General features: G+C 52.3%; 14 protein-coding genes. 3 read left to right on the forward strand and 11 right to left on the reverse strand.

Translation table 11 applies throughout. The annotated features are described in order from the left end of the window. Positions 1 to 41: 41 nt before the first annotated feature. From RAC65_RS04940 to wbaP, 8 genes are all read right to left on the reverse strand, one after another. The gene (locus RAC65_RS04940) at positions 42 to 1076 is read right to left on the reverse strand and encodes a glycosyltransferase (RefSeq protein ID WP_375096427.1); all 1035 of its coding nucleotides are present in this window, start codon (positions 1074 to 1076) and stop codon (positions 42 to 44) included. Between the two features lie 46 nt (positions 1077 to 1122). Continuing rightward, a complete protein-coding gene (locus RAC65_RS04945; RefSeq protein ID WP_058702655.1) occupies positions 1123 to 1875 on the reverse strand; it encodes a glycosyltransferase family 2 protein in 753 nt (250 codons plus the stop codon). A gap of 81 nt (positions 1876 to 1956) precedes the next feature. Next, on the reverse strand, positions 1957 to 2874 hold the full coding sequence (locus tag RAC65_RS04950) for a glycosyltransferase (protein WP_033740494.1): 918 nt from the start codon (positions 2872 to 2874) through the stop codon (positions 1957 to 1959). A gap of 128 nt (positions 2875 to 3002) precedes the next feature. Further along, positions 3003 to 4139 carry an EpsG family protein gene (locus RAC65_RS04955; protein WP_006119869.1) on the reverse strand — a complete coding sequence of 379 codons (1137 nt, stop codon included), beginning with the start codon at positions 4137 to 4139 and terminating at the stop codon, positions 3003 to 3005. 246 nt (positions 4140 to 4385) lie between these two features. Then, a complete protein-coding gene (wzc, locus tag RAC65_RS04960) occupies positions 4386 to 6563 on the reverse strand; it encodes a tyrosine-protein kinase Wzc (RefSeq protein ID WP_033740496.1) in 2178 nt (725 codons plus the stop codon). Positions 6564 to 6575: 12 nt separating this feature from the next. Continuing rightward, on the reverse strand, positions 6576 to 7010 hold the full coding sequence (locus RAC65_RS04965) for a protein-tyrosine-phosphatase (RefSeq protein WP_006119871.1): 435 nt from the start codon (positions 7008 to 7010) through the stop codon (positions 6576 to 6578). Positions 7011 to 7019: 9 nt separating this feature from the next. Further along, a complete protein-coding gene (locus RAC65_RS04970) occupies positions 7020 to 8159 on the reverse strand; it encodes a polysaccharide export protein (protein WP_033740498.1) in 1140 nt (379 codons plus the stop codon). A gap of 274 nt (positions 8160 to 8433) precedes the next feature. Beyond that, positions 8434 to 9867 carry an undecaprenyl-phosphate galactose phosphotransferase WbaP gene (wbaP, locus tag RAC65_RS04975; RefSeq protein ID WP_039338133.1) on the reverse strand — a complete coding sequence of 478 codons (1434 nt, stop codon included), beginning with the start codon at positions 9865 to 9867 and terminating at the stop codon, positions 8434 to 8436. Positions 9868 to 10644: 777 nt separating this feature from the next. Here wbaP and RAC65_RS04980 point away from each other — a divergent pair. Further along, a complete protein-coding gene (locus tag RAC65_RS04980; protein ID WP_375096428.1) occupies positions 10645 to 12216 on the forward strand; it encodes a transporter associated domain-containing protein in 1572 nt (523 codons plus the stop codon). 24 nt (positions 12217 to 12240) lie between these two features. Here RAC65_RS04980 and asmA read toward each other — a convergent pair whose 3' ends face one another. The 3 genes from asmA to udk form a co-directional block, all read right to left on the reverse strand. Continuing rightward, positions 12241 to 14049, reverse strand: coding sequence for an outer membrane assembly protein AsmA (asmA, locus tag RAC65_RS04985; RefSeq protein ID WP_375096429.1), 1809 nt, complete (start codon positions 14047 to 14049; stop codon positions 12241 to 12243). Positions 14050 to 14063: 14 nt separating this feature from the next. Next, complete coding sequence (gene dcd / locus RAC65_RS04990) at positions 14064 to 14645, reverse strand: dCTP deaminase (protein ID WP_006119878.1); 582 nt, start codon at positions 14643 to 14645, stop codon at positions 14064 to 14066. An 84-nt stretch (positions 14646 to 14729) separates the two neighbouring features. After that, entirely contained in the window at positions 14730 to 15371 is a 642-nt protein-coding gene (gene udk / locus RAC65_RS04995) for a uridine kinase (RefSeq protein WP_006119880.1), read from the reverse strand. A 278-nt stretch (positions 15372 to 15649) separates the two neighbouring features. On the opposite strand from udk, the gene RAC65_RS05000 reads away from it, so the two are divergent. After that, positions 15650 to 16261 (forward strand): phosphatase PAP2 family protein, encoded by a 612-nt coding sequence (locus tag RAC65_RS05000; RefSeq protein ID WP_006119881.1) that lies wholly within the window; start codon positions 15650 to 15652, stop codon positions 16259 to 16261. A 167-nt stretch (positions 16262 to 16428) separates the two neighbouring features. After that, the gene (locus tag RAC65_RS05005) at positions 16429 to 19764 is read left to right on the forward strand and encodes a diguanylate cyclase (protein WP_375096430.1); all 3336 of its coding nucleotides are present in this window, start codon (positions 16429 to 16431) and stop codon (positions 19762 to 19764) included. Positions 19765 to 19794: the final 30 nt, after the last annotated feature.

Consider the following 19794-nt stretch of genomic DNA (forward strand, 5'->3'; position numbering starts at 1 on the left):
TGTCCCATGAGGCACAGCAAAAATGAGCATCTCCAGCCCGTTTACACCAGCGCCAGCCAGCTTTGTTTAATCTGTTTGCCGTCAAATTTCAGCGCAGTGTGTTGGGTTTTTTCGCTCATGGCGTAGAACAAGGCATCATCGCTCGCCAGTTGCTCCATCCGCGCCAGAAATTCGCTTTTCTTGTTCATTGGCACCAGGAAGCCGTCTTCACCGTGATTGATGATCTCCTGAGGACCCGTCGGGCAGTCATACGCCACCACCGGCAACGACCACGATTTGGCTTCCAGCAAAACCAGCGGTAAACCTTCATAACGCGAGGTCATCAGCGCCATATCGCTGTCGCGATAGTAGTCGTTGATGTTGCTGACTTTGCCGACGAACTTCACGCTGGAGGTGATGCCCAGCACGGCAGACTGATCGTGCAGCTGCTGGCGCAGCTCGCCGTCACCGGCAATGACCAGGGTCCAGTCTGGATGGGCTTTGGCAAAGTCGCGCCAGATATCCAGTAGCAGGTCAAAACCCTTTTGATTGTCCAGACGGCCGACTGCCAGCGCCTGGCGATGACGCGAGGTGCGTTGCCAGGCTTTGTATACGACCGGGTTGGGGATGGTCTGGCTGGGAATGTGCCAGCGCTGAAAGACCTGATGATCTTTATCCGTCAACACAATCACGCGGTCGTAGTAGCGCAGAAGCAGGAATTTGAGGAATTTAATGGGCTTGCTAAAGGAGTTGATGGCCACGTGCTCACAGGCATAGGCTTTGAAACGTTTCTTTTTAAACGTCATCAGATTCCAGAACGCAAACATCACGCTCAGGCGGCCCATGCTGATCAAAAACACGGTATCAAAGCCTTCCTGCTGGATACGTGCCACCGCACTTTTAATCGGGTTACTTTCCCCTTCAAAGCTGACGATGCGCTTAACCTTTTCAAACGGGTAAAACGGCTGACCGTGCCCTTCCAGCGAGTAAATGGTGACGTCGTGCTCATCACCGAGGCATTCCGACATAAAGTTACAGATATTCTCGGTGCCGGCATACGAGTAAGCGTCTTTGATCACCAGGACGATTTTTTTCATGAAACGTTATCCACCTCAAAGTTTACAGACAATCCTGCCGATCGGCTTAACGGTGTTTCAGGCTAAAAAGCACACCGTTCACCATATACCAGGCGTAATAGTAATAGATTTTTAACGGATTGTTTTTATAGATAATTCTTAATAGTTCGAGGTGCCATTTCGCGGCTTTATTTTTATTACGCGACAGAGAATCGCCCAGCTCATAATAATTCACCAGAATTGTCTGAATTATCCTGGCCTGTTTATAACGGCTAAACAGTTCGTAGAGGAAAAGGAAGTCTTCATGACCTTTGCGCTGGAAAAAAATACCGCCTGGTGGGCGGCGAAAGCACACGGAAGAGAAGCAGACACGGTACTGTTTTTTTACGAAGTTGTCCTGCTGTAAATACGGCTTCGAGTAGCGGATATCGTGGTCAGCTTTGCGGGTTTTATAATGATATTCGGTAATAACCAGATTATCCCCATCGGCTATCGCCTGCATCTGCTGACGCAGTTTATCACTGTGCCATTCATCATCGCTGTCCAGAAAAGCAATGATCTCTTCTTTGGCCGCGCGCAAGCCGACATTGCGGGTTTCGGCTGCGCCCATGTTCACGGCATTGTCCAGAATCGTAATACGCGGATCGTGGCACTGTTCTGTTACCCAGGCGAGGGAGTCATCGGTGGATTTATCGTTGATCAGATAGAGGTGCCAGTCCTGATAGGTTTGATTTAACACGGACTGCACGGCGCGTAATACCGTCTGGCGGGCATTATACATAGGCATCACGATGCCAACGGTACCAGAGTGATTAGTCATTTTCATACCTGAATAAATAAAAAGACGGAGCGACCGGGAGAGGCTTCCGGCAGCACAGAAACGTCACAACATTTAAGAGAATCAGGAAAGTGCCTTTTCACCGCCAAAACGCGCTTTCAGCTTGTCTTTCACGCGGTTGAGGAAGTAGGTGCGATTGTCTTTATTAGTGAGCAAGAAATAGCGGGCAAAACTCACGCTCGCCATCAGGGCGTTGCCGTCCATTTTGTAGCGCAGCGGCAGCTTAAAGGCTTTATAGGTGTGAATATCACGCGCGGTAAGGTGCGGCTTCATGGTATCCAGCCAGAACAGGGAGTATTTGACCGATTCCCCTTTGTGCTTTGAACCGAACGAGGTCACCAGATGATAATTAGCCAGCGGCGCGTCAATCATCTCGAACCGGTAACCCATCCGATCGGCACGGATACAGAAGTCATAATCCTGATGGCGAATAAAGCGCGCATCGAACTGAATTTTGGCGGCATCTTCACGCTTCAGCACAATCGTGCTGGTTTGAATGAAGCCATAACAACCGAACAGATATTCCGCCACCGTTTCATTTTCAGCAGGCGGCTGCATTGGCATGACTTTCAGGAACGCGCCGTCCTGATAGATATTCACCTGACTGAAGATAATGGTCTTGTCTTTGCCCTGCGCCTCAAGTTCGGCAATTTTTTTTGTGACCTGCAGCAGCTTATCGGCGTGCCATTCATCGTCGGCATCCAGGAAACTGACATAGTCGCCCGTGGCCAGTTCAATGCCTTTGTTACGCGCACCTGCGCCATTCAGCTTGACCTCTGACAACACCAGGTTGATGTCCAGGTCCTGGTAACGCTCGCTGCGAACCACCTCGGCGAGCGCGGCGGCATCCGCCGATTTGTCATCAACGATGATGACCTCGAAATGACGATACGTCTGTGCTTTAACGCAATCCAGCGTCGTGACAATCGATTCTGACGCGTTATAAGCCGGAATTACGATGGAGAAACGAATGTCCTTCATTGCCAGCACCTCATTAAAATAGTTCAAAAATAAACAATTCAATCGACAAAGGTCGAAGAAAAACCTGTGTTCTGACTGGCAACCGCCCCTGCGTGACGCCTTTCACGGGAGGACGATCGCCGGGTTGATTAGCGAGTCAACCAAAACTCCTGCGCCACTTCGTAGCCGACAACCGCCTGTTTGGTGGAGATGGTGTTGTAGTAGAGGTAATAGAGCAGGAAGAAAACCAGCATGCCAAACAGTGCGGGCTTCCAGACGCGCCTGGCCTGAAAGATGAGCGAGGTCAGGATAATCGGCTCGACCTGTTGCAAATAGTTGGACAGACGTGAACCCGACGGGAAATTGTACAGGAAGATCCTGATCGCCCCGCCGATAGCAAAACTTAAAATCAGCAGATAGTTAAGACGGTACTGGGCGTAATTTTCGCGCTTCAGCTCTTCCGTCAGCATGAAATAGAAGAAGATAAACACCAGCATGATGTTTTTCAGGTTCGAGACTGACAGGATACTGCCATCCATTGCGTAGGACGGGTCGTTGTTATAGCCCGATGCCCTTTCACCCAGCGACCCCAGATGACCGGCAATCAGCGCGATAAAGCTGGAACCGCCGACAACGGAGAGCGGCAGACTGAAGAGAATGATAACCACCGGCCACCAGCGCCAGTCACGAATAAACAGGAACGGCACCAGCGTCACCACCATAACGGCGGTGTTGTGGCTCATAAATGACAGAATAAAAAAGGTAAATGCCCACCAGTAACGCTTGAGGTAAATGGACCACAGCACACCCAGGAACAGCGCGGAGCTCAGGCCAAAGCGAATCTGGTTTATGTCTTTGTTAATAAAGATGTGCGCGGAATACAGCGCCAGCGCCAGCACCGGATAGGGTGACATCTTCTTAAAGAAGTAAGTATTTATGGAAACTGCAATGGCACAAAACACAAACAGAAAGACGCTGGCATTGTGCGAAAACAGGCTGGTCAGCCAGGCCATGGCGAAAATCAGCGGTTCGTAACGGAAAAAAGCGACGGTATTAAAAAAGCCGTTAATCTGAATGCGTCGTACGAAGTCCTCGAAGAAACTCCGGTACTGAAAGTCATCCATGCCGGTGCCCAGACCGCGAATACCGCCGAAAACAATCAAAATCATGGCAGCAATACAGAGCAGCCAGGTTAAAGCATAATTTGTGCGTTCGTCTTTTTTAACCAGGATTTCGAACAGCGAAAGCAGCAGCAAAAACCCTGATATTGACCAATATGGAGCCATGGTGTGATTCCTTAAATCCACAAGTTCACATGCCAACAGTGGCCAGCGCTGATGACCTTCCAGGCGGCTGTCTCAGCAGGTCTGCGTGAAAGACCAGGGCATGTTGATGATGAATTCTGATGATTGACGTGAGATCGTCGCTTATTGTGCGTTCTATCCAGAATCATCTGTGCAAATCGTTGCGTGTCGTCATCGCAAGCCAGCGATCAAAAGGGGCGGTGAAACCCGCCCCTTCTCACTTAGCGCTTAGCTTTTCGTGGGTTTACCGTATTCGTAGTCGTAGTAGTCGTAGCCGTAACCATAAGAGTTAGCGGCTTTGCGTACCACGGCGTTCAGAATCACCCCTTTAATTTCGATACCGTTCTGGGCAAAGCGTTTGAAGCTGACATCCACTTCTTTCGTGGTGTTAGTTTCGAAACGCGCCACCATCAGCGACGTACCGGCCAGTTTTCCGATAATGGAGGCGTCGGTAACGGCCAGAATCGGCGGTGTATCAATCAGGACCAGATCGTAGTTTTTGCTTGCCCAGTCCAGCAGTTCACTCATACGGCGATGCATTAACAGCTCCGACGGGTTCGGCGGCACCTGACCACGTGGCAGGAAATCAAATCCGTACGCGCCCTGCTGAATCATGGCCGGGCTAAACTCCGTTTTGCCGGAGAGGACGTTTGACAGCCCGGATTTGTTATCGGCACCCAGCAGTTCGTGGGTATAACCCCGGCGCATATCACCGTCGATAAACAGCACTTTCTGACCGGCTTTAGCCACCAGCGTCGCCAGGTTGACACAGATAAAGGTTTTACCAATGCCCGGGCTGGCCCCGGTGATCATCAGGATGTTGTTTTTCGCCTCCATCATGGCGAAGTGCAGGCTGGTACGCAGGCTACGAATCGCTTCAATGGACAGATCGGTCGGGTTACCCAGCGCCAGCAGCGTGTCATGCGGATCGGTTTTCACCTTGTGGCCACGACGTGCCAGCGCCTCGGTGTCTTTCTTACGCTGCCAGTCGGAGAGCGGTACGCTGGCATAGACGTTCATGCCCAGCTCTTCCAGCTGTTCTGGATTTTCGATGCCGTGATGCAACAGGGCTTTAAGCAGAACCACGCCCACGGAAACCATCAGGCCCAGGATAAAGCTGGCGGCGATAATCAACAGCTTCTTCGGTGCTACCGGTGCGTTAGCGGTGGCCGCCTGGTCGATGATGCGAACATCACCCACGGTACTGGCCTTGCTGATGCTCAGCTCTTGCTGACGGTTAAGCAGCTGCATGTAGATTTCCTGGCCTGACTGCACATCGCGGGTCAGACGCAGAATCTCTTGCTGGGTTTTCGGCATCTGCGCAATTTTCTTGTTTAACTCAGCCTGCTCATCTTCCAGCGTTTTGCGCTTCTCAAGCAGCGCACGATAGGTCGGGTGATCTTTGGTAAACAGCTGCGACACTTCGGCTTCACGGAAGGTCAGCTCGTTAAGCTGGCTCTGTACGCTGACGGAAGAATCCAGTGCCGATTTCGCTTCCAGTGAGAGGTCAACGGATTCATTCGCGCGGCGGAAGGCGTTCAGCTTATCTTCAGCCTGATCCAGTTTGGCACGGACTTCAGGCAGTTGCGTTTTCAGGAACTCCAGGCTTTTCTCCGCCTGCTCAGATTTACGCTGAACGTTCTGCAACAGGTAGTTGTTGACGATCTGGTTCAGCACCTTACTGATCTGATCCGGGTCTTCACCCACATACTGCAGGCCCAGCACGCCAGTATCTTTTCCTTTATCCGCGACGGTCAGGTTAGACAGGATGCTGTTAATCGCCTGCAACTCGTTCAGTTTGGTGACGGTAAATGTGGTGCCGGGTTCAGCATTGATATCGCTGACCAGCATGCTGACATCACCGTGTTTTTCAAACTGCCCGACTTTTCCTTTAAACAGCTCATCCCCGTCAGCCGAAACGGTGTAGCTGTCTTTTCCGGTCACTTCCAGCTTAACGCTGCGTTTGTCGATAGTGCGTGGGATCTCCAGACGGGAAACCGCGACCTCGCCCGGTTTATTGCCCATCAGGCGCGACAGACCTTTACCGATAACCGGGAAATAGTTCTGTGAGACCACCGCATCCAGACCAAGGTCCTGAACGGTTTTGCCCAATACCATACGTGATTCCAGAATCTGAATCTCAGTGTCAGAAGCAGGCGTGGTCGGCATCAGCGTTTGCAGTTCATTCAGAACGGTGCTGGTGTTCTTTTGCTCGACCTGAACCATCGCATCGGCGCTGTAAATGGGTGTTGCAAACAAGGTGTAAAGGGTTGCCACCAGCATGAAAAAAGCGGTCACAGCGACGATCACCCACCGGTGATCAATCAGCTGTCCCACAAGGTGTGCCAGATCCCATCCATTCGATTCCTCGCGTGGCGCGGTCATGACTTTATTTTTACTATTCATGGATAATCCCAACTATCGGCTTAAAACGCTGACCCATTTCTGAGTGGCGTGTTCCAGTAACCCGTAAACCTCTTCAAAGGCCTCACGGCTTTTTCTGTACGGATCCGCAATTTCCTTCTGATCGAGCCAGTGCCCAAGCAGCATCGTTTTGCCACGCGCTGCCGGGTCAATGCGGTTAACCTGTTCAATGTGGCGCTTTTCCATCACCAGAATCAGGTCATATTCCCGACACAGGTTGGCCGTTAACTGTTGGGCCTCGTGCCCTTCCAGTGACAACCCGTTATCGGCCGCGACGTCAGAGGCGGTTTTATCCGCCGCGTGCCCGACGAGGGCACCCAGACCGGCTGAGGCGACAGAGAGTTGCGGCAGCGCACGTTTGAACAGGCGCTCTCCGGTAGGAGAGCGGCAGATGTTGCCTACGCAGACGACTAACACAGACTTAATCATGGCGAAACCTTAGTTCGACCAGTTGCGGATGCGTTGTGCGGCCTGCGTCGCATCGTTAACACCGGCTATGGTTGGTATCAACTGCGATATCACGCGGTTCCAACGCGTCAGCGGCGTCGAGGTCACGTAGACGATATCGTAAGGTTCGAGTTGGAATTCGGTACCCATCACCATTGATGCAGCATCTTTGGTGTTCAACTGGTAAATATTGGCGATCTTGTTGCGGTCTGTGCCGCGTGTCGGACGGATAACAAAGACACCGGTCGCATCCGACGTGGTCTGATCCATGCCCGCCGCATTGCCCAGCGCTTCCGCCAGCGTCATGCCACTGCGATCCATCTTCAGGGTGGCCTGCTGTTTCACTTCACCCATAACGAAGACTTTCAGATCGTCGTTGCGCGGCACATACAGAATGTCACCCGGATAAAGCAGATGGTTTTGGCTCAGATCGCCATTCTGCATCAACGCCTGCAATGACACGCGCTGTTCGCGGCCATTATGCGTCAGAACCACGTTGCGCCAGTCGGCGTCCGCAGCCAGTCCGCCCGCGGCGTTAATTGCGTCCAGGATAGTAAGCGGAACGTTGGTAATAGGCTGTTGACCTGAGGTGGTCACCGCACCGGTTACGTAAGTTTTCTGTGACTTAAAGGAAGCAATGCTGACGTCAACCTGAGGACTTTCGATGTACTGTGCCAGGCGACGCGCGATCTCATTACGCACTTCCCCTACGGTCCGGCCTGCGACACGGACCCGACCAATATAAGGGTAGAAAATGGTGCCATCTGAATGGACCCAGTTACCGGTGTCGCTTGCACTGCGGTACTGACCAGCGGGCGTGGTGAGTTCAGGGTGATCCCATACGGTCACGGTGAGCACATCACCAATGCCGATACGGTATTCATAGTTCTGAATCTCATTTTGCAGTGACGGGTTGGCTTGTGCTACCAGTGGCTTAGGACGCATTCTTTCCACCAGGCTCGGCGTTAACGGATACACGTTAACGTACTTGTCGATGTCAAAGTTATTGTCCTGCTGCTCAATGACATCTTTTCCCGAAGTGGATAAATTTTGCCCCGGCACGACGGTACAGCCGGCCATAAACGTGGCAGATACCAAAACAGGTATCATCTTCATTTTCATTGTAATCATTTAGATCTTCGCTATCAGTTAATGTTTGATAGAGGCAAGTACGCCGCTGTGTAAGCGCTCAAAAAAAGTAAACTATCCTGACTCAGGCACTGAACATGTCGTTCATTATTCTTAGCTCCTGTCTTTTACCGATCACGCGCTTTACCCAGAAAGAAATAAAGCAAAGCAGAACATGGCTGTTTATCAATGCCGTACCGCTTTTTTTTAGAAAAATGTACCAACCCGCTCCCCTGTCGTGTGCTGTCAGAGAGAGGCTGGCACCTTTTTCCTGCGGTTAATAAGCACCATCACGCTTAAGCACGACACCGACGGTTTTGAACAAAATGGCGATATCGTTCCACAACGACCAGTTTTTCACGTACCAGGAATCGAAATAGACGCGCGTTTCATAATCTACGTCGTTACGACCACTGACCTGCCACAGTCCGGTCATGCCGGGTTTGGCCATCAGGTAGTAATCCACGTCACCGGCGTAGCGTGCCAGCTCGTCTTCGATGACAGGACGCGGTCCTACCAGACTCATATCACCCCGAACGACGTTCCACAGTTGCGGCAGCTCATCCAGGCTGGTTTTACGAATGAAGTGGCCGACTTTGGTAATGCGTGGATCGTTTTTAAGTTTGAAATCTTTATCCCACTCAGCACGGGCGACCGGATCGGTACGCAGCACTTCCTCAAGCACTTCTTTGGAGTTGATCACCATCGAACGGAATTTCAGACATTTGAATTTACGGCCATTCATGCCCACGCGCTCATGACCATAAATCGGTGGACCGCCATCCCGGCCGACCAGAAAACCCAGCACCAGCAGCGCGGGGAGCAGCATGACGATGATAGACAGTGCGCCAACAATATCGAATACGCGCTTCAGGAAGCGTGACGTACGCTTAGCCAGGTTATTCTGCACGCGCAGGATCATGACTTCATGGCTGAAGATGTAGGCCATATCGGTACCGTACAGCGGTACGCCGCGCAGCGTCGGAATGACAGAAACGGAGCGACAGTTGTGCATAGCCAGTGATTTCAGCCACATATCACGGTACTGGCTTTGCTCGAATTCCACCGCCACGATGAACTGGGTGTCCGCATTGGTCAGCTTCCATACGTCCTGTTCGTCGCGCAGAACAGGAACGCCCGACATGACATCCTGAGGGCAGGTCCCATCAACGTCGTAGAAGGCAATGACATCGAATCCCATGACTTCTTCACTTTGCAGCGCTTCCCACGCTTCCTGGGCATTTTTACTGCTGCCGATAATGATGGTCTGTTTTTTCCACAGGCCATAATTATTTAAGACGCGTTTAAAAACGGAGCGACAGACAGGAATAATCACCAGCGTAATAAGCCAGGTCAGCAGCCAGACAAAACGGGACATCTGCCACTGAGACAGTGCCGTGATTGACAGTTCAATAACGGAAAAAATAAGAATGGTACGAAAAATTTCTTTTAATTCGAACCAGAAAGGTTTGCGATAGGTGTAATGACGCAGTCTGACCCAGAACCAGCCCACGCAAATTACTGACAGGCAAATGTGGGTAGCAATTTTTAAATTTAATTCCCGGTCAGACATATCCGATAAAAGAGACGGAGATGTCAAATTAATTAGCATCATCGCGATAAATAATGCCGCGTTGAAACATATTAAATCAGAACAAGCCAATAATAATTTGGTGATAAGACTTTTAAACGTAAAATGGTTATCGCGCATATTTAACTCTTTATTTTATTTCCTTAACCCACCACGACCAGACCCTGAAGTGAACAGTACTGATGTTGAGCCTGAAGCGTTTCTGAGGGGAGCTCCTGCGGCATTTACGCCATTGTCATTGACTATGAAAACAATAATCCCGTACTCAATACCAACAGATTACTCTGACTTTACCCACACAGGACTGATTAAATATCAAACCACAGCGGCAAGTCAGGCACGCTACCGCCCTTGGCTGTCGGTGCCAATACCGCCTTGATAGCCTCGGGTTCTCCCTGCGCCACAAATGAAGGCGCACAACGCATCCCTTGCCGAATGCGTTTACATTCCGCTGCTTACCCTGACGGATGATTGCGCAAATTACAGGTTCAGACGCAGGCGTTAACTAACTCGTTGCTATACTAGTTATTACTGGCCTGTTTACAAGTGGACCCCGCCATCACCGGACTATTTTAGGAAAAAGACTACCAGTAATAAGTATTGAAGCCGCTCATTTTGGGTGCCAGGGAAGAAAAAAATCAGATTTATTCCATGTTGGCACCAGGATTAATCGCATAAGAAATTCCTCTGAATGGCGAGTGTAGTGACATTAATCTGCAACCTTTATCCCTTACAGTCCTTCCCGCATTAATCATTTCGTCCATTAATTCGCCTGTAATTAAAGTGGTCTGTGTCTAAATAAAGCGTAAAGCGCCTGTCATTCCGCTATTTGTCCCGACGCCGTCTGTCCACTATCATCAGACAAAGCTTATTTTTAGACATTCAGGTGAATAACGCATGCTGGAGGTAATGACCGATCCCTCATTGTGGGCAGGTTTAGTAACGCTAATCGTTCTGGAGCTGGTGCTGGGTATTGATAACCTTGTGTTTATCGCTATCCTGGTGGAGAAACTGCCTGCGGCGTTGCGCGACCGCGCGCGCATTATTGGTCTGCTCATGGCGCTGGTTTGTCGCCTGCTGCTGTTAGCCTCGCTTTCCTGGCTGGTAACGCTGACTCAACCTTTATTCACCTTCGCGCATCATGCCTTTAGTGCGCGTGATCTGTTGCTGTTGTGCGGGGGGATGTTTTTGCTGTTCAAAGCGACCACCGAACTTAACACACGACTTGAAGGCAGCGATGCGGAGGACACTCAACAAAAGGGCGGCGCTAAATTCTGGCCCGTCGTGGCACAAATTGTCGTGCTGGATGCCATTTTTTCTCTGGATGCGGTGATTACCGCCGTCGGGATGGTCAACGATCTGCCGATCATGATGGCGGCGGTCACTATCGCCATTTTACTGATGTTGTTAGCCAGTAAACCGCTGACGCGCTTTGTTAACAACCATCCGACCATCGTGATTCTGTGTCTGAGCTTTTTGCTGATGATTGGTTTCAGTCTGGTGGCGGAAGGGTTTGGTTTTGCGATTCCCAAGGGCTATCTGTATGCCGCGATCGGTTTCTCCGTCGTCATTGAAGCCCTGAATCAGCTGGCACAGTTTAACCGCCGTAAAGTGTTGTCAGCCGGACGGCCCCTTCGCCAGCGCACAGCTGAAGCCGTGCTGCGGCTGCTGCGTGGTGAAGCGGAGCAGGCCGAGCTGGATACGCAAACCGCTTCTATGCTGGCTGACGGTGAGTCTGTTGCCCTGTTTAACCGGCAGGAACGTGTGATGATTGCCAGCGTGATGGGACTGGGGCAACGTCGTATCGACACAATTATGACCACGCGCCATGATGTTCAGCACATTGATTTAAACGACGATCCCGACGTCATTATGGCCGATCTTGACCGCAATCAGCATACGCGCATCGTTATCACCGAAAACGGTAACGAACCGCTTGGTGTTGTCCATGTTAACGATCTGCTGCATCAGTCGCTGCATCAGCATGCCCTGGATCTGCGTAGCCTGATCCGTCAGCCGCTGGTCTTCCATGAGCGAATAACGGTGTTACAGGCGCTGGAGCAGTTCCGCCAGGCACAGACGCATTTTGCGTTTGTGGTCGATGAGTTCGGGTCGGTAGAAGGCGTGGTGACGCTGAGCGATTTAATGGAGGCGATTGCGGGCAATCTGCCGAACGAAGCCGATTCAGAGGCGCGCCACGACATTCAGCCTGACGGTGCAGGCGGCTGGATTGCCAATGGCCATATGCCACTGGACGATTTGGCCCTTTACGTCACGCTGCCGCGAGAAAACACACAGCATTACCACACGATCGCAGGTTTAATGATGGATCGCCTGCAACATGTGCCGCAGGAAGGCGAAGAGATTCAGCTTGGCGAATACCGGCTACGGACTTTACAGGTCGACCAGCATCGGATTCAGAAGGTAGGGATTGTACCTCACGTCGACGGTGCGGCGCTGAAAGCGTAATTCAGCGCCGGCTGCCGACGGTGATTACGGGTGCGTACTGTTCTTGTCTTTTGCCTGTTGACGATCGAGCCACTGATTGAGGCGGGATTTTGCCTCATCCTGTAGCCTGTCACGCATGACATCATCTACCGGCAGCGTATATTGCGGATTAGCCCAACTGCCATAAATACGGAACGGAATCACCTGGTCGGACAGCGCGGCCACCAGTTTTTCGTCGCCGCGCCAGTCGCTCAGTGTCAGGCCCAGCGTCACATCCAGCTGTTGCTGCACCAGATTGATACGCCCCTCGCCGCGCAGCGTCAGCGCCTTCCCTCCACCGTCGAGATGACTTAACGTCAGCAGCCCATTTTTCATGGCCAGTTGTCCGCTCACCTGCTCAATGCCCTCTCCGGACGCCTGAGAATCACTGCTGACACGGTCGCTGACACGAGCCACGGCACTGCGCACCATTTGCTGTAAGTCGAGCTGGGCCAGTTTCAGATCATGCGCCTGGATATCGGCCTTGCCCTGCCAGCTGCGTTTTGCATCCGCAAGCGTCAGATTTTCACCCGACAATTCACCTTTAAGGCTCAGGGTTCCCTGCAGCGACGGCGGCAAGGCCAGCGCTTTTAATAAAGGCTGGATAGCTATCTGGTTCAGCACCGGCGTAAAAGCGACCTGCGTAACAGGCTGACGAATGTCGATACTGCCCGGTACAGAGAAGCTCCCCTGCCCCACATTGCCTGATAATGTACTGAAGGTTACCAGCCCCTGTTGATTAACCGCTTTGAGGGAGAGTTTGGTCAGGTTCAGGCCACGCCAGACCGCGCTATCGGCCTGCAGCGACAAATCAAGATCAATGTCGTTAAGCGGGGAGTCTGCATTGGTCGGTTCAGGCTGGTCCGCGATGACCGGTGCCGGGGCAATCTGACTGTTTTGTCCACTCATCTGCTGGGTCAGGGTCGAGATAAACAACAGATTGTCCATATTGAGTGCGCTGGCATGAAGATCCAGCGCCAGCTTTTGCGGCGGCGTAAGTTCGCCTTCAGCGCGCCCGCTGAGCACGCTGTCGTTAGCGGTCAGCTTAAGATTGCTCACGTCAAAACGATTTTTATCCAGGTCCCAGTTGCCCTGAAAGCTCAGCGTGCCTTTAATGCCCTCTGGCGGCAGGCTCGCTCCGGTCAGGTTATAGTCGACCTGCGCCACCTGGCCGCTCAACTGATGCGGATAGCGTGATTTGTCCAGTTGCCCTTTCAGCGTCAGGACAGCGGTGCGCTGGTTACGGGTCAGACTGGTCGTCAGGCCGATCGTGGCGATTCTGGACTGATCCTGCTCCATATCCAGATTAAGATTACGGAAGGTAAAGGCGTCCCCGCCCGGCTGCTGCCAGATAAGCAGGCTGTCGGACAGTTGCAGATTGTCGATGTCAAACGACCAGCCGGCAGACGAGGTGGGTTCGCTGTTGTGTGGCGCGCGCGGCGCGTTCTCAGGTGCCCGCGCGGCGCTGTCTGGCGTGACCCGCACGATGGCATTTTTTAACATCACCTGGCTTACGCTAAGCTGATGGGAAAGTAACGGCAGAAGATTAACATCCAGACGCATGTTATCGGCAGAAACAACCGGTTGCGCCGCTCCGGGTGCCGTCAGGCTCATCCGTCCGGCGAGAATGCTGAGTTTCGGCCACACATGCCAGCGCAGGTCGCCATCGATAGTGAGTTGATAACCGCTACGCTGTTCGACCTCTTGCACCATGTAACTACGGAAGTCGTTAGGGTTCACCAGCATGACCAACGCCGTTAATCCCGCTACGACCACCACCAGTAGAATGGCCAGCGTGGTTATCACTCTTCTCATCACATCCTCATGAATTAATCTTTGTCGATACGACTGGCATCAGCACCCTGCTGGCCACGATATTTTGCATTCTCCCGGCGATTATAGGGACGCGCTGCCGGACCGGAAAGCGGTTCAAAGCTTAGCGCACCAATCAACATGCCAGGGCGCAACGCCAGAGGCAGTTTGCCTGAATTATAAAACTCCAGCACGATACGGCCCTGCCAGCCCGGATCGATACGGTGCGCAGTGACGTGAACCATTAGCCCGAGGCGGGCAAGTGAAGAACGCCCGTCGAGCCAGCCCACCAGATCGTCGGGAATCGTGACAGATTCCAGCGTTACCGCCAGCGCCAGTTCGCCCGGATGCAGAAAGAACGCCTCACCTTCCGGCAACACGATCTCATCGCTCATGACGCGATCCAGCGCAGCACTGACCTCGTGCTTCGGGCCGCTTAAATCAATAAACGGCGCGGTATGTCCGCTGAACGTCCGGAACTGATTGCCCAAACGCACGTCCACTGTTGCACCATTGATATGTTCCACGGTTGGCCGTGGGGTAATCGCCAGTTTTCCAGTGTCGAGCCAGGCTTCAATATCGCGGTCGCATAATCTCATTACGGTAACTCCATGAAGTAAGTGTAGCGAACAGGGCGCATCTGTGCTTTTAACCTGTTCGCGTCACGCCTTTTGAGACGTAAACTACTCGAAAAACTGATTAATCTTGGCCTTCAGAATATCAATCGCGATGCGGTTTTTACCACCGCGCGGCACGATGATATCCGCGTACTGTTTTGACGGTTCAATGAACTGCAGAAACATCGGGCGTACCGTTTTCTGATACTGACTCATGACGGAATCCATTGAGCGACCGCGTTCATTGACGTCGCGCTTCATTCGGCGCATCAGACAAATATCCAGCGGCGTATCGACGAAAATTGAAAAATTCAGTTCCTGGCGTAACCGCGCATCCGTTAACAACAGAATGCCTTCAAGAATAATGACTTTTTTGGGCTTGAGATGCAGCGTCTCTTGCGTGCGGGTGTGCTCAACGTAGCTGTAAACCGGCAGTTCAATGTCCTGTCCTGCTTTGACAGCGCGCAGGTGCTGTAACAGCAAATCATGATCCATCGCGCTGGGATGGTCATAATTGGTCTTAACCCTCTCTTCCATGGTGAGGTGACTTTGATCTTTGTAATAGGCATCTTCGGGAATAACACCGATGTGTTCATCACCCACCTGATCGCGAATTTCACGATACAGGGTACTGGCGATTAAACTTTTACCGGATGCGGATGCACCTGCAATGCCAACGATCACGCACTGATGGGACTTGTCAGTCATACTTTTAAAAACCTGATACTGGAGCCAGAAACTGTACGCAAACTGCGCACCCAGTTAATGGGGCTGAACGGAGAGGGTGATTTGGCGCTAAGTATAGGGATTTCGGTCTTTTGATGCCAGAGAAATGGCATGGCCGGTTTTCAGACTTTCCCCTTTTAACTCGAATGATTTCATCGATAAACTAGCCCTTTCAGACAGCATGACGATGCACAGCACGTATCAGGTCTTACAAACCTGAACAAAAAGGGCCAGGGGCCCGAAAAAAATAAAGGAAAACTATGCTCTGGAAGACCCTCACCTATTTTGGTGACAGTATGTTGTTAATTCCCACGGCGGTGATTATTGCACTGATTTTGCCGTGGAAAAGTGATAACCGGCGCACCGTATGGTACTGGCTTTTTGCCTTTGGCCTGGCGGGGCTGGTCGTCAGCCTGTCAAAAATTCTCTTTCTGGGCTTTGGCATTGGCAGTGCCCGTTTTAACTTCACCGGATTTAGCGGCCACAGCGCCATGTCTGCCACCCTGTGGCCCGTGATGCTCTGGCTGATATCCGGACGCTGGCCGAGCCTGTGGCGCGGTTTCGCCATTGGCGTGGGCTATATGATCCCCTTAATGGTGGGGTTTTCCCGCCTCGTCATCCATGCCCATTCCCTCAGCGAAGTCCTGACCGGACTACTGTTAGGCTTTACACTGAGCACAGCTTTTTTGCTTTCACAACGCGAAACCGCATTAAAAGGGTTTAGCTGGCCGCAGATTGCCGCCGCGTTGCTGGTGCCGGTGCTGCTGCTGGGGCATGGACGCATCGCCACCACGCAGCAGTTTCTTGAGCACTTTTCAGCCCGCCTCGCGGGCCTGGAAAAACCCTATACCCGTGCCGACCTTTTTCGTTGAATAAGGCGAGACGGGCTCGCCTCACAGACGAGCCCGTCAATCGGTCAAATAACGCAATTTAATGATTTCCCCCCTTTTTTCTCCAACAAATGTGCTAGCATTCTTCAATCAGGATGGCTATCTCGTCACCTGCCATGTCAATACCTTGTACCCTGCTGGATCGATAAATGATCGTTGATGCGCTGGCTTCGTCAGATAAATCACCTAATTCGTGGCTTTATGCCTGCGGGCTTGGCCTGGTTTCGTTCGTCCTGACCTTGTTCTGCCTTGAACTGATCGTAGTGAGCGGCAAGATCTCGCCTTTATGGTTTTCCACCGCCTTAATGACCGTGGTGGTGTTTCGCTGCACATCACGTCAGTTGCCGTTGTTTCTTGCGGCCTGCCTGATTGGCACCGCCGCAGCCAATGCGTTTGTCATCGGTCCTGCGCTTTCAAATTTAAAATTTGCCCTGTTGAACCTTTTGCAGGCGGGCATCGGTGGCATGCTGCTGCGCGCGTTGCTTAACCGCGAGGCACCGCTGGTGTCGCTGCGCGACTGGCTGCGCTTTGTTTTTGCCACCGGCGTGATTTCGCCACTGATTGGTGGCGTACTGGCGCTGTGGGTTTTACAGGTTGGACAACAGGCCTCTTTCGCCTTCTTTTATACATGGGTGATTTCGGAAATCATCGGCATGCTCGCGCTTGGGCCGGTTCTGCTGCTGCTCTCCTGGCCCTTGCCTAAGGGTTACCTCAGGCGCGCCTCGCTGTTTGAAACACTTTTCAGCCTCGTTCTGACGCTGATTGCCAGCTATTTGTCGCTGCGTTTTTTGCCCTGGCCGTTTACCTTCATTTTGGTCGTGCTGTTCTGGTGCGCTGTTCGGCTGCCCAAGGTGGAGGCGTTTGTCCTGTTCTTTCTCAACGCCAGCTTTATGGCGCTGCTGCTTTCTTTAGACTGGATAATCGTCACGCCTACGACGACGAATTACGCCATGATTGTCAGTTGGCTGCCGTTTCTGATGGTCTTAATCCCCTGCCATATTATGTCGCTGGTCATGGATGCGTTCCGCCATGAAACGCGCCATATCAGTGAAAGCGAAACGCGTTTTCGTAACGCCATGGAGTATTCCGCTATTGGCATGGCGCTGGTTTCACCCGAAGGCCGCTGGCTTCAGGTGAATAAATCATTATGCGACACGCTGGGTTATCCCGAGTACGAATTAAAGAACCTGACTTTCCAGCAGATTACGCATCCTGACGACCTGGGTATTGACGATGGCAAAATGGATAAGCTGCTGGCTGGCGAGATTTTGTCGTTCACGCTGGAGAAGCGTTACTTCCGTAAGGACCATGAAATCGTCTGGGTGCGGCTGACGGTTTCGCTGGTACGGGACAGCGAACAACAACCGCTCTATTTCATTGCGCAGATTGTGAATATTTCTGAATTAAAACAGAGCGAGTTGGTCAACCAGCGGTTAATGGAACGTATCACGCTGGCCAACGAAGCGGGCGGCATTGGCGTGTGGGAATGGAACATGAACAGTGGCGAAATGCTGTGGGATAAACGCATGTACACATTGTTCGGTTTGCAGTCGGATGAAGTGCCCAGCTTCGACTTGTGGATCAAACTGGTGCATCCCGACGATCGCGCATTTTGTGTGCAGACCATACAGCAGGCCATTGAAGAAAGCAGCGCGTTTCAAATGGAGTATCGCGTGATGCGCGAAGAAGGACATTACTGGATACGTTCTCAGGCGAATCGTTTACTCAGTCAGGAAGGCCGGATCGAGCGCATACTGGGCGTTGCACAGGACATTACGCCGCTGCGTAACCTGAACGAAGCCCTGTTTCAGGAAAAAGAGCGCATGATGATTACGCTCGATTCCATCGGCGAGGCCGTCATCAGTACGGATCAGGCCATGCGCGTCACTTTCATGAATCCGGTGGCTGAAAAAATGACTGGCTGGTCACAGGAAGCCGCGGTCGGCAGACCGGTAAGTGAACTGCTTCACATCACCCATGGCCGTCACGGCGCGCCCGTGGAAAATCTGATGATCAACCCCACGCATTCTGAAAAGACTGCGCCCTATCTGTCGGAAGAGTGGGTGCTTCACACCCTGAATGGTGAGCATATTGATATCCATTACACGATAACACCGCTAAAATCGGAATCGGGAACCGAACGCGGCGCGGTGATGGTCATTCAGGATGTGAGTGAATCACGTAAGGTCATGAAACGATTGAGCTACAGCGCGCTGCACGATACGTTAACCCGCCTGCCCAATCGCGCCAGTTTTGAGTTGCAACTGAAGCGACTGCTGTCCGATGCTGCTGAACATCAACATCAGCATGTACTGGTGTTTATTGACCTGGATAAATTCAAAGCGGTTAACGACAGCGCCGGGCACGCCGCCGGGGATGCACTGCTGAGCGAACTTTCCGATTTAATGCGTCACCACCTGCGCAGCACCGACTTTCTCGCCCGTCTTGGCGGGGATGAATTTGCCGTGCTCATGCCTGAATGTCTGGTGGACCATGCCCGTGATGTGGTGCAGCGTATCGTGCGTGCAGTCAACGACTACTGTTTTGAATGGCTGGGCCGGGCCTATCAGGTTGGGGCCAGCGCAGGCATGACACAAATTTCACCAAATAATTGTCAAAGCAGTGATGTGTTGTCCCAGGCCGATATTGCCTGTTACAACGCTAAACGCAGCGGCCGCGGGCGCTACATGGTGTACGAACAGCATCCGCTGGCCCTGACCGGCAGCCACCATTCGCTGGATCAGGCAACCCTGGATGCGTTGCAGGTAGAACTCCAGGTCTGGGCTGTCGCACCGCCAGGTAAGCCGCACTCTGCCAGCGTCTGGTTGATTGAAGTGCAGTTGTTTACCCGGGAAGGACTGCTGGTGGATGAACATCTGCTGCGTAACAACCTGACTGACGCGGCGCTGAAACAGCGGCTGGAAGACAATATCGTTGAGGCTTTTTTCCGTCATCGCATTGCGGCTATGAGCCAAAAAGGCATTGCCTTAATTTTGCCCGTGGATGTTAACGCGCTTTATAATCCGGTTTTCGTTGAGAAACTTTGTGTCCGTTTTGCAGAATCCGGTCTGGCGAACAGTAACAGCGGTATCGCGCTGCATGCCGCCAGCGTGTTATCGGGCGGCGAGCAGCTTTTGGGCACACTGATGAAACTGCGCCAGGCAGGCTGTCGCATCGTGCTGCAACAGTTTGGACGTAACCTGGATGCGTTTAATCAGTTAACCGGTAAAGTGGTGGACTGTCTGATTCTGGCACCCGAGCTGGTGGCGAACCTGCATAACAATCTGATGGATGAAATGCTGATTTCCATTATTCAAAGCCAGACCAATGAACGTAATATTATATTGCTTGCGGGCCCAGTCTCCGTGCCGGCCGTTCTGACCACGCTTACCAGCCTGGATGTTGACGGAGTCTGGGGCTGTGCTGTTGCCGAGCGCCAGCCGCTCAGCAAACTGAGTGAAGACCACCTTTTTGCGATTCGCTAATTCTGCCGCTCGCCGCTTGCCTCACCTTTA

Source organism: Pantoea sp. BS_8 (genome assembly GCF_041954965.1).
Classification (GTDB): Bacteria; Pseudomonadota; Gammaproteobacteria; order Enterobacterales; family Enterobacteriaceae; genus Pantoea; species Pantoea stewartii.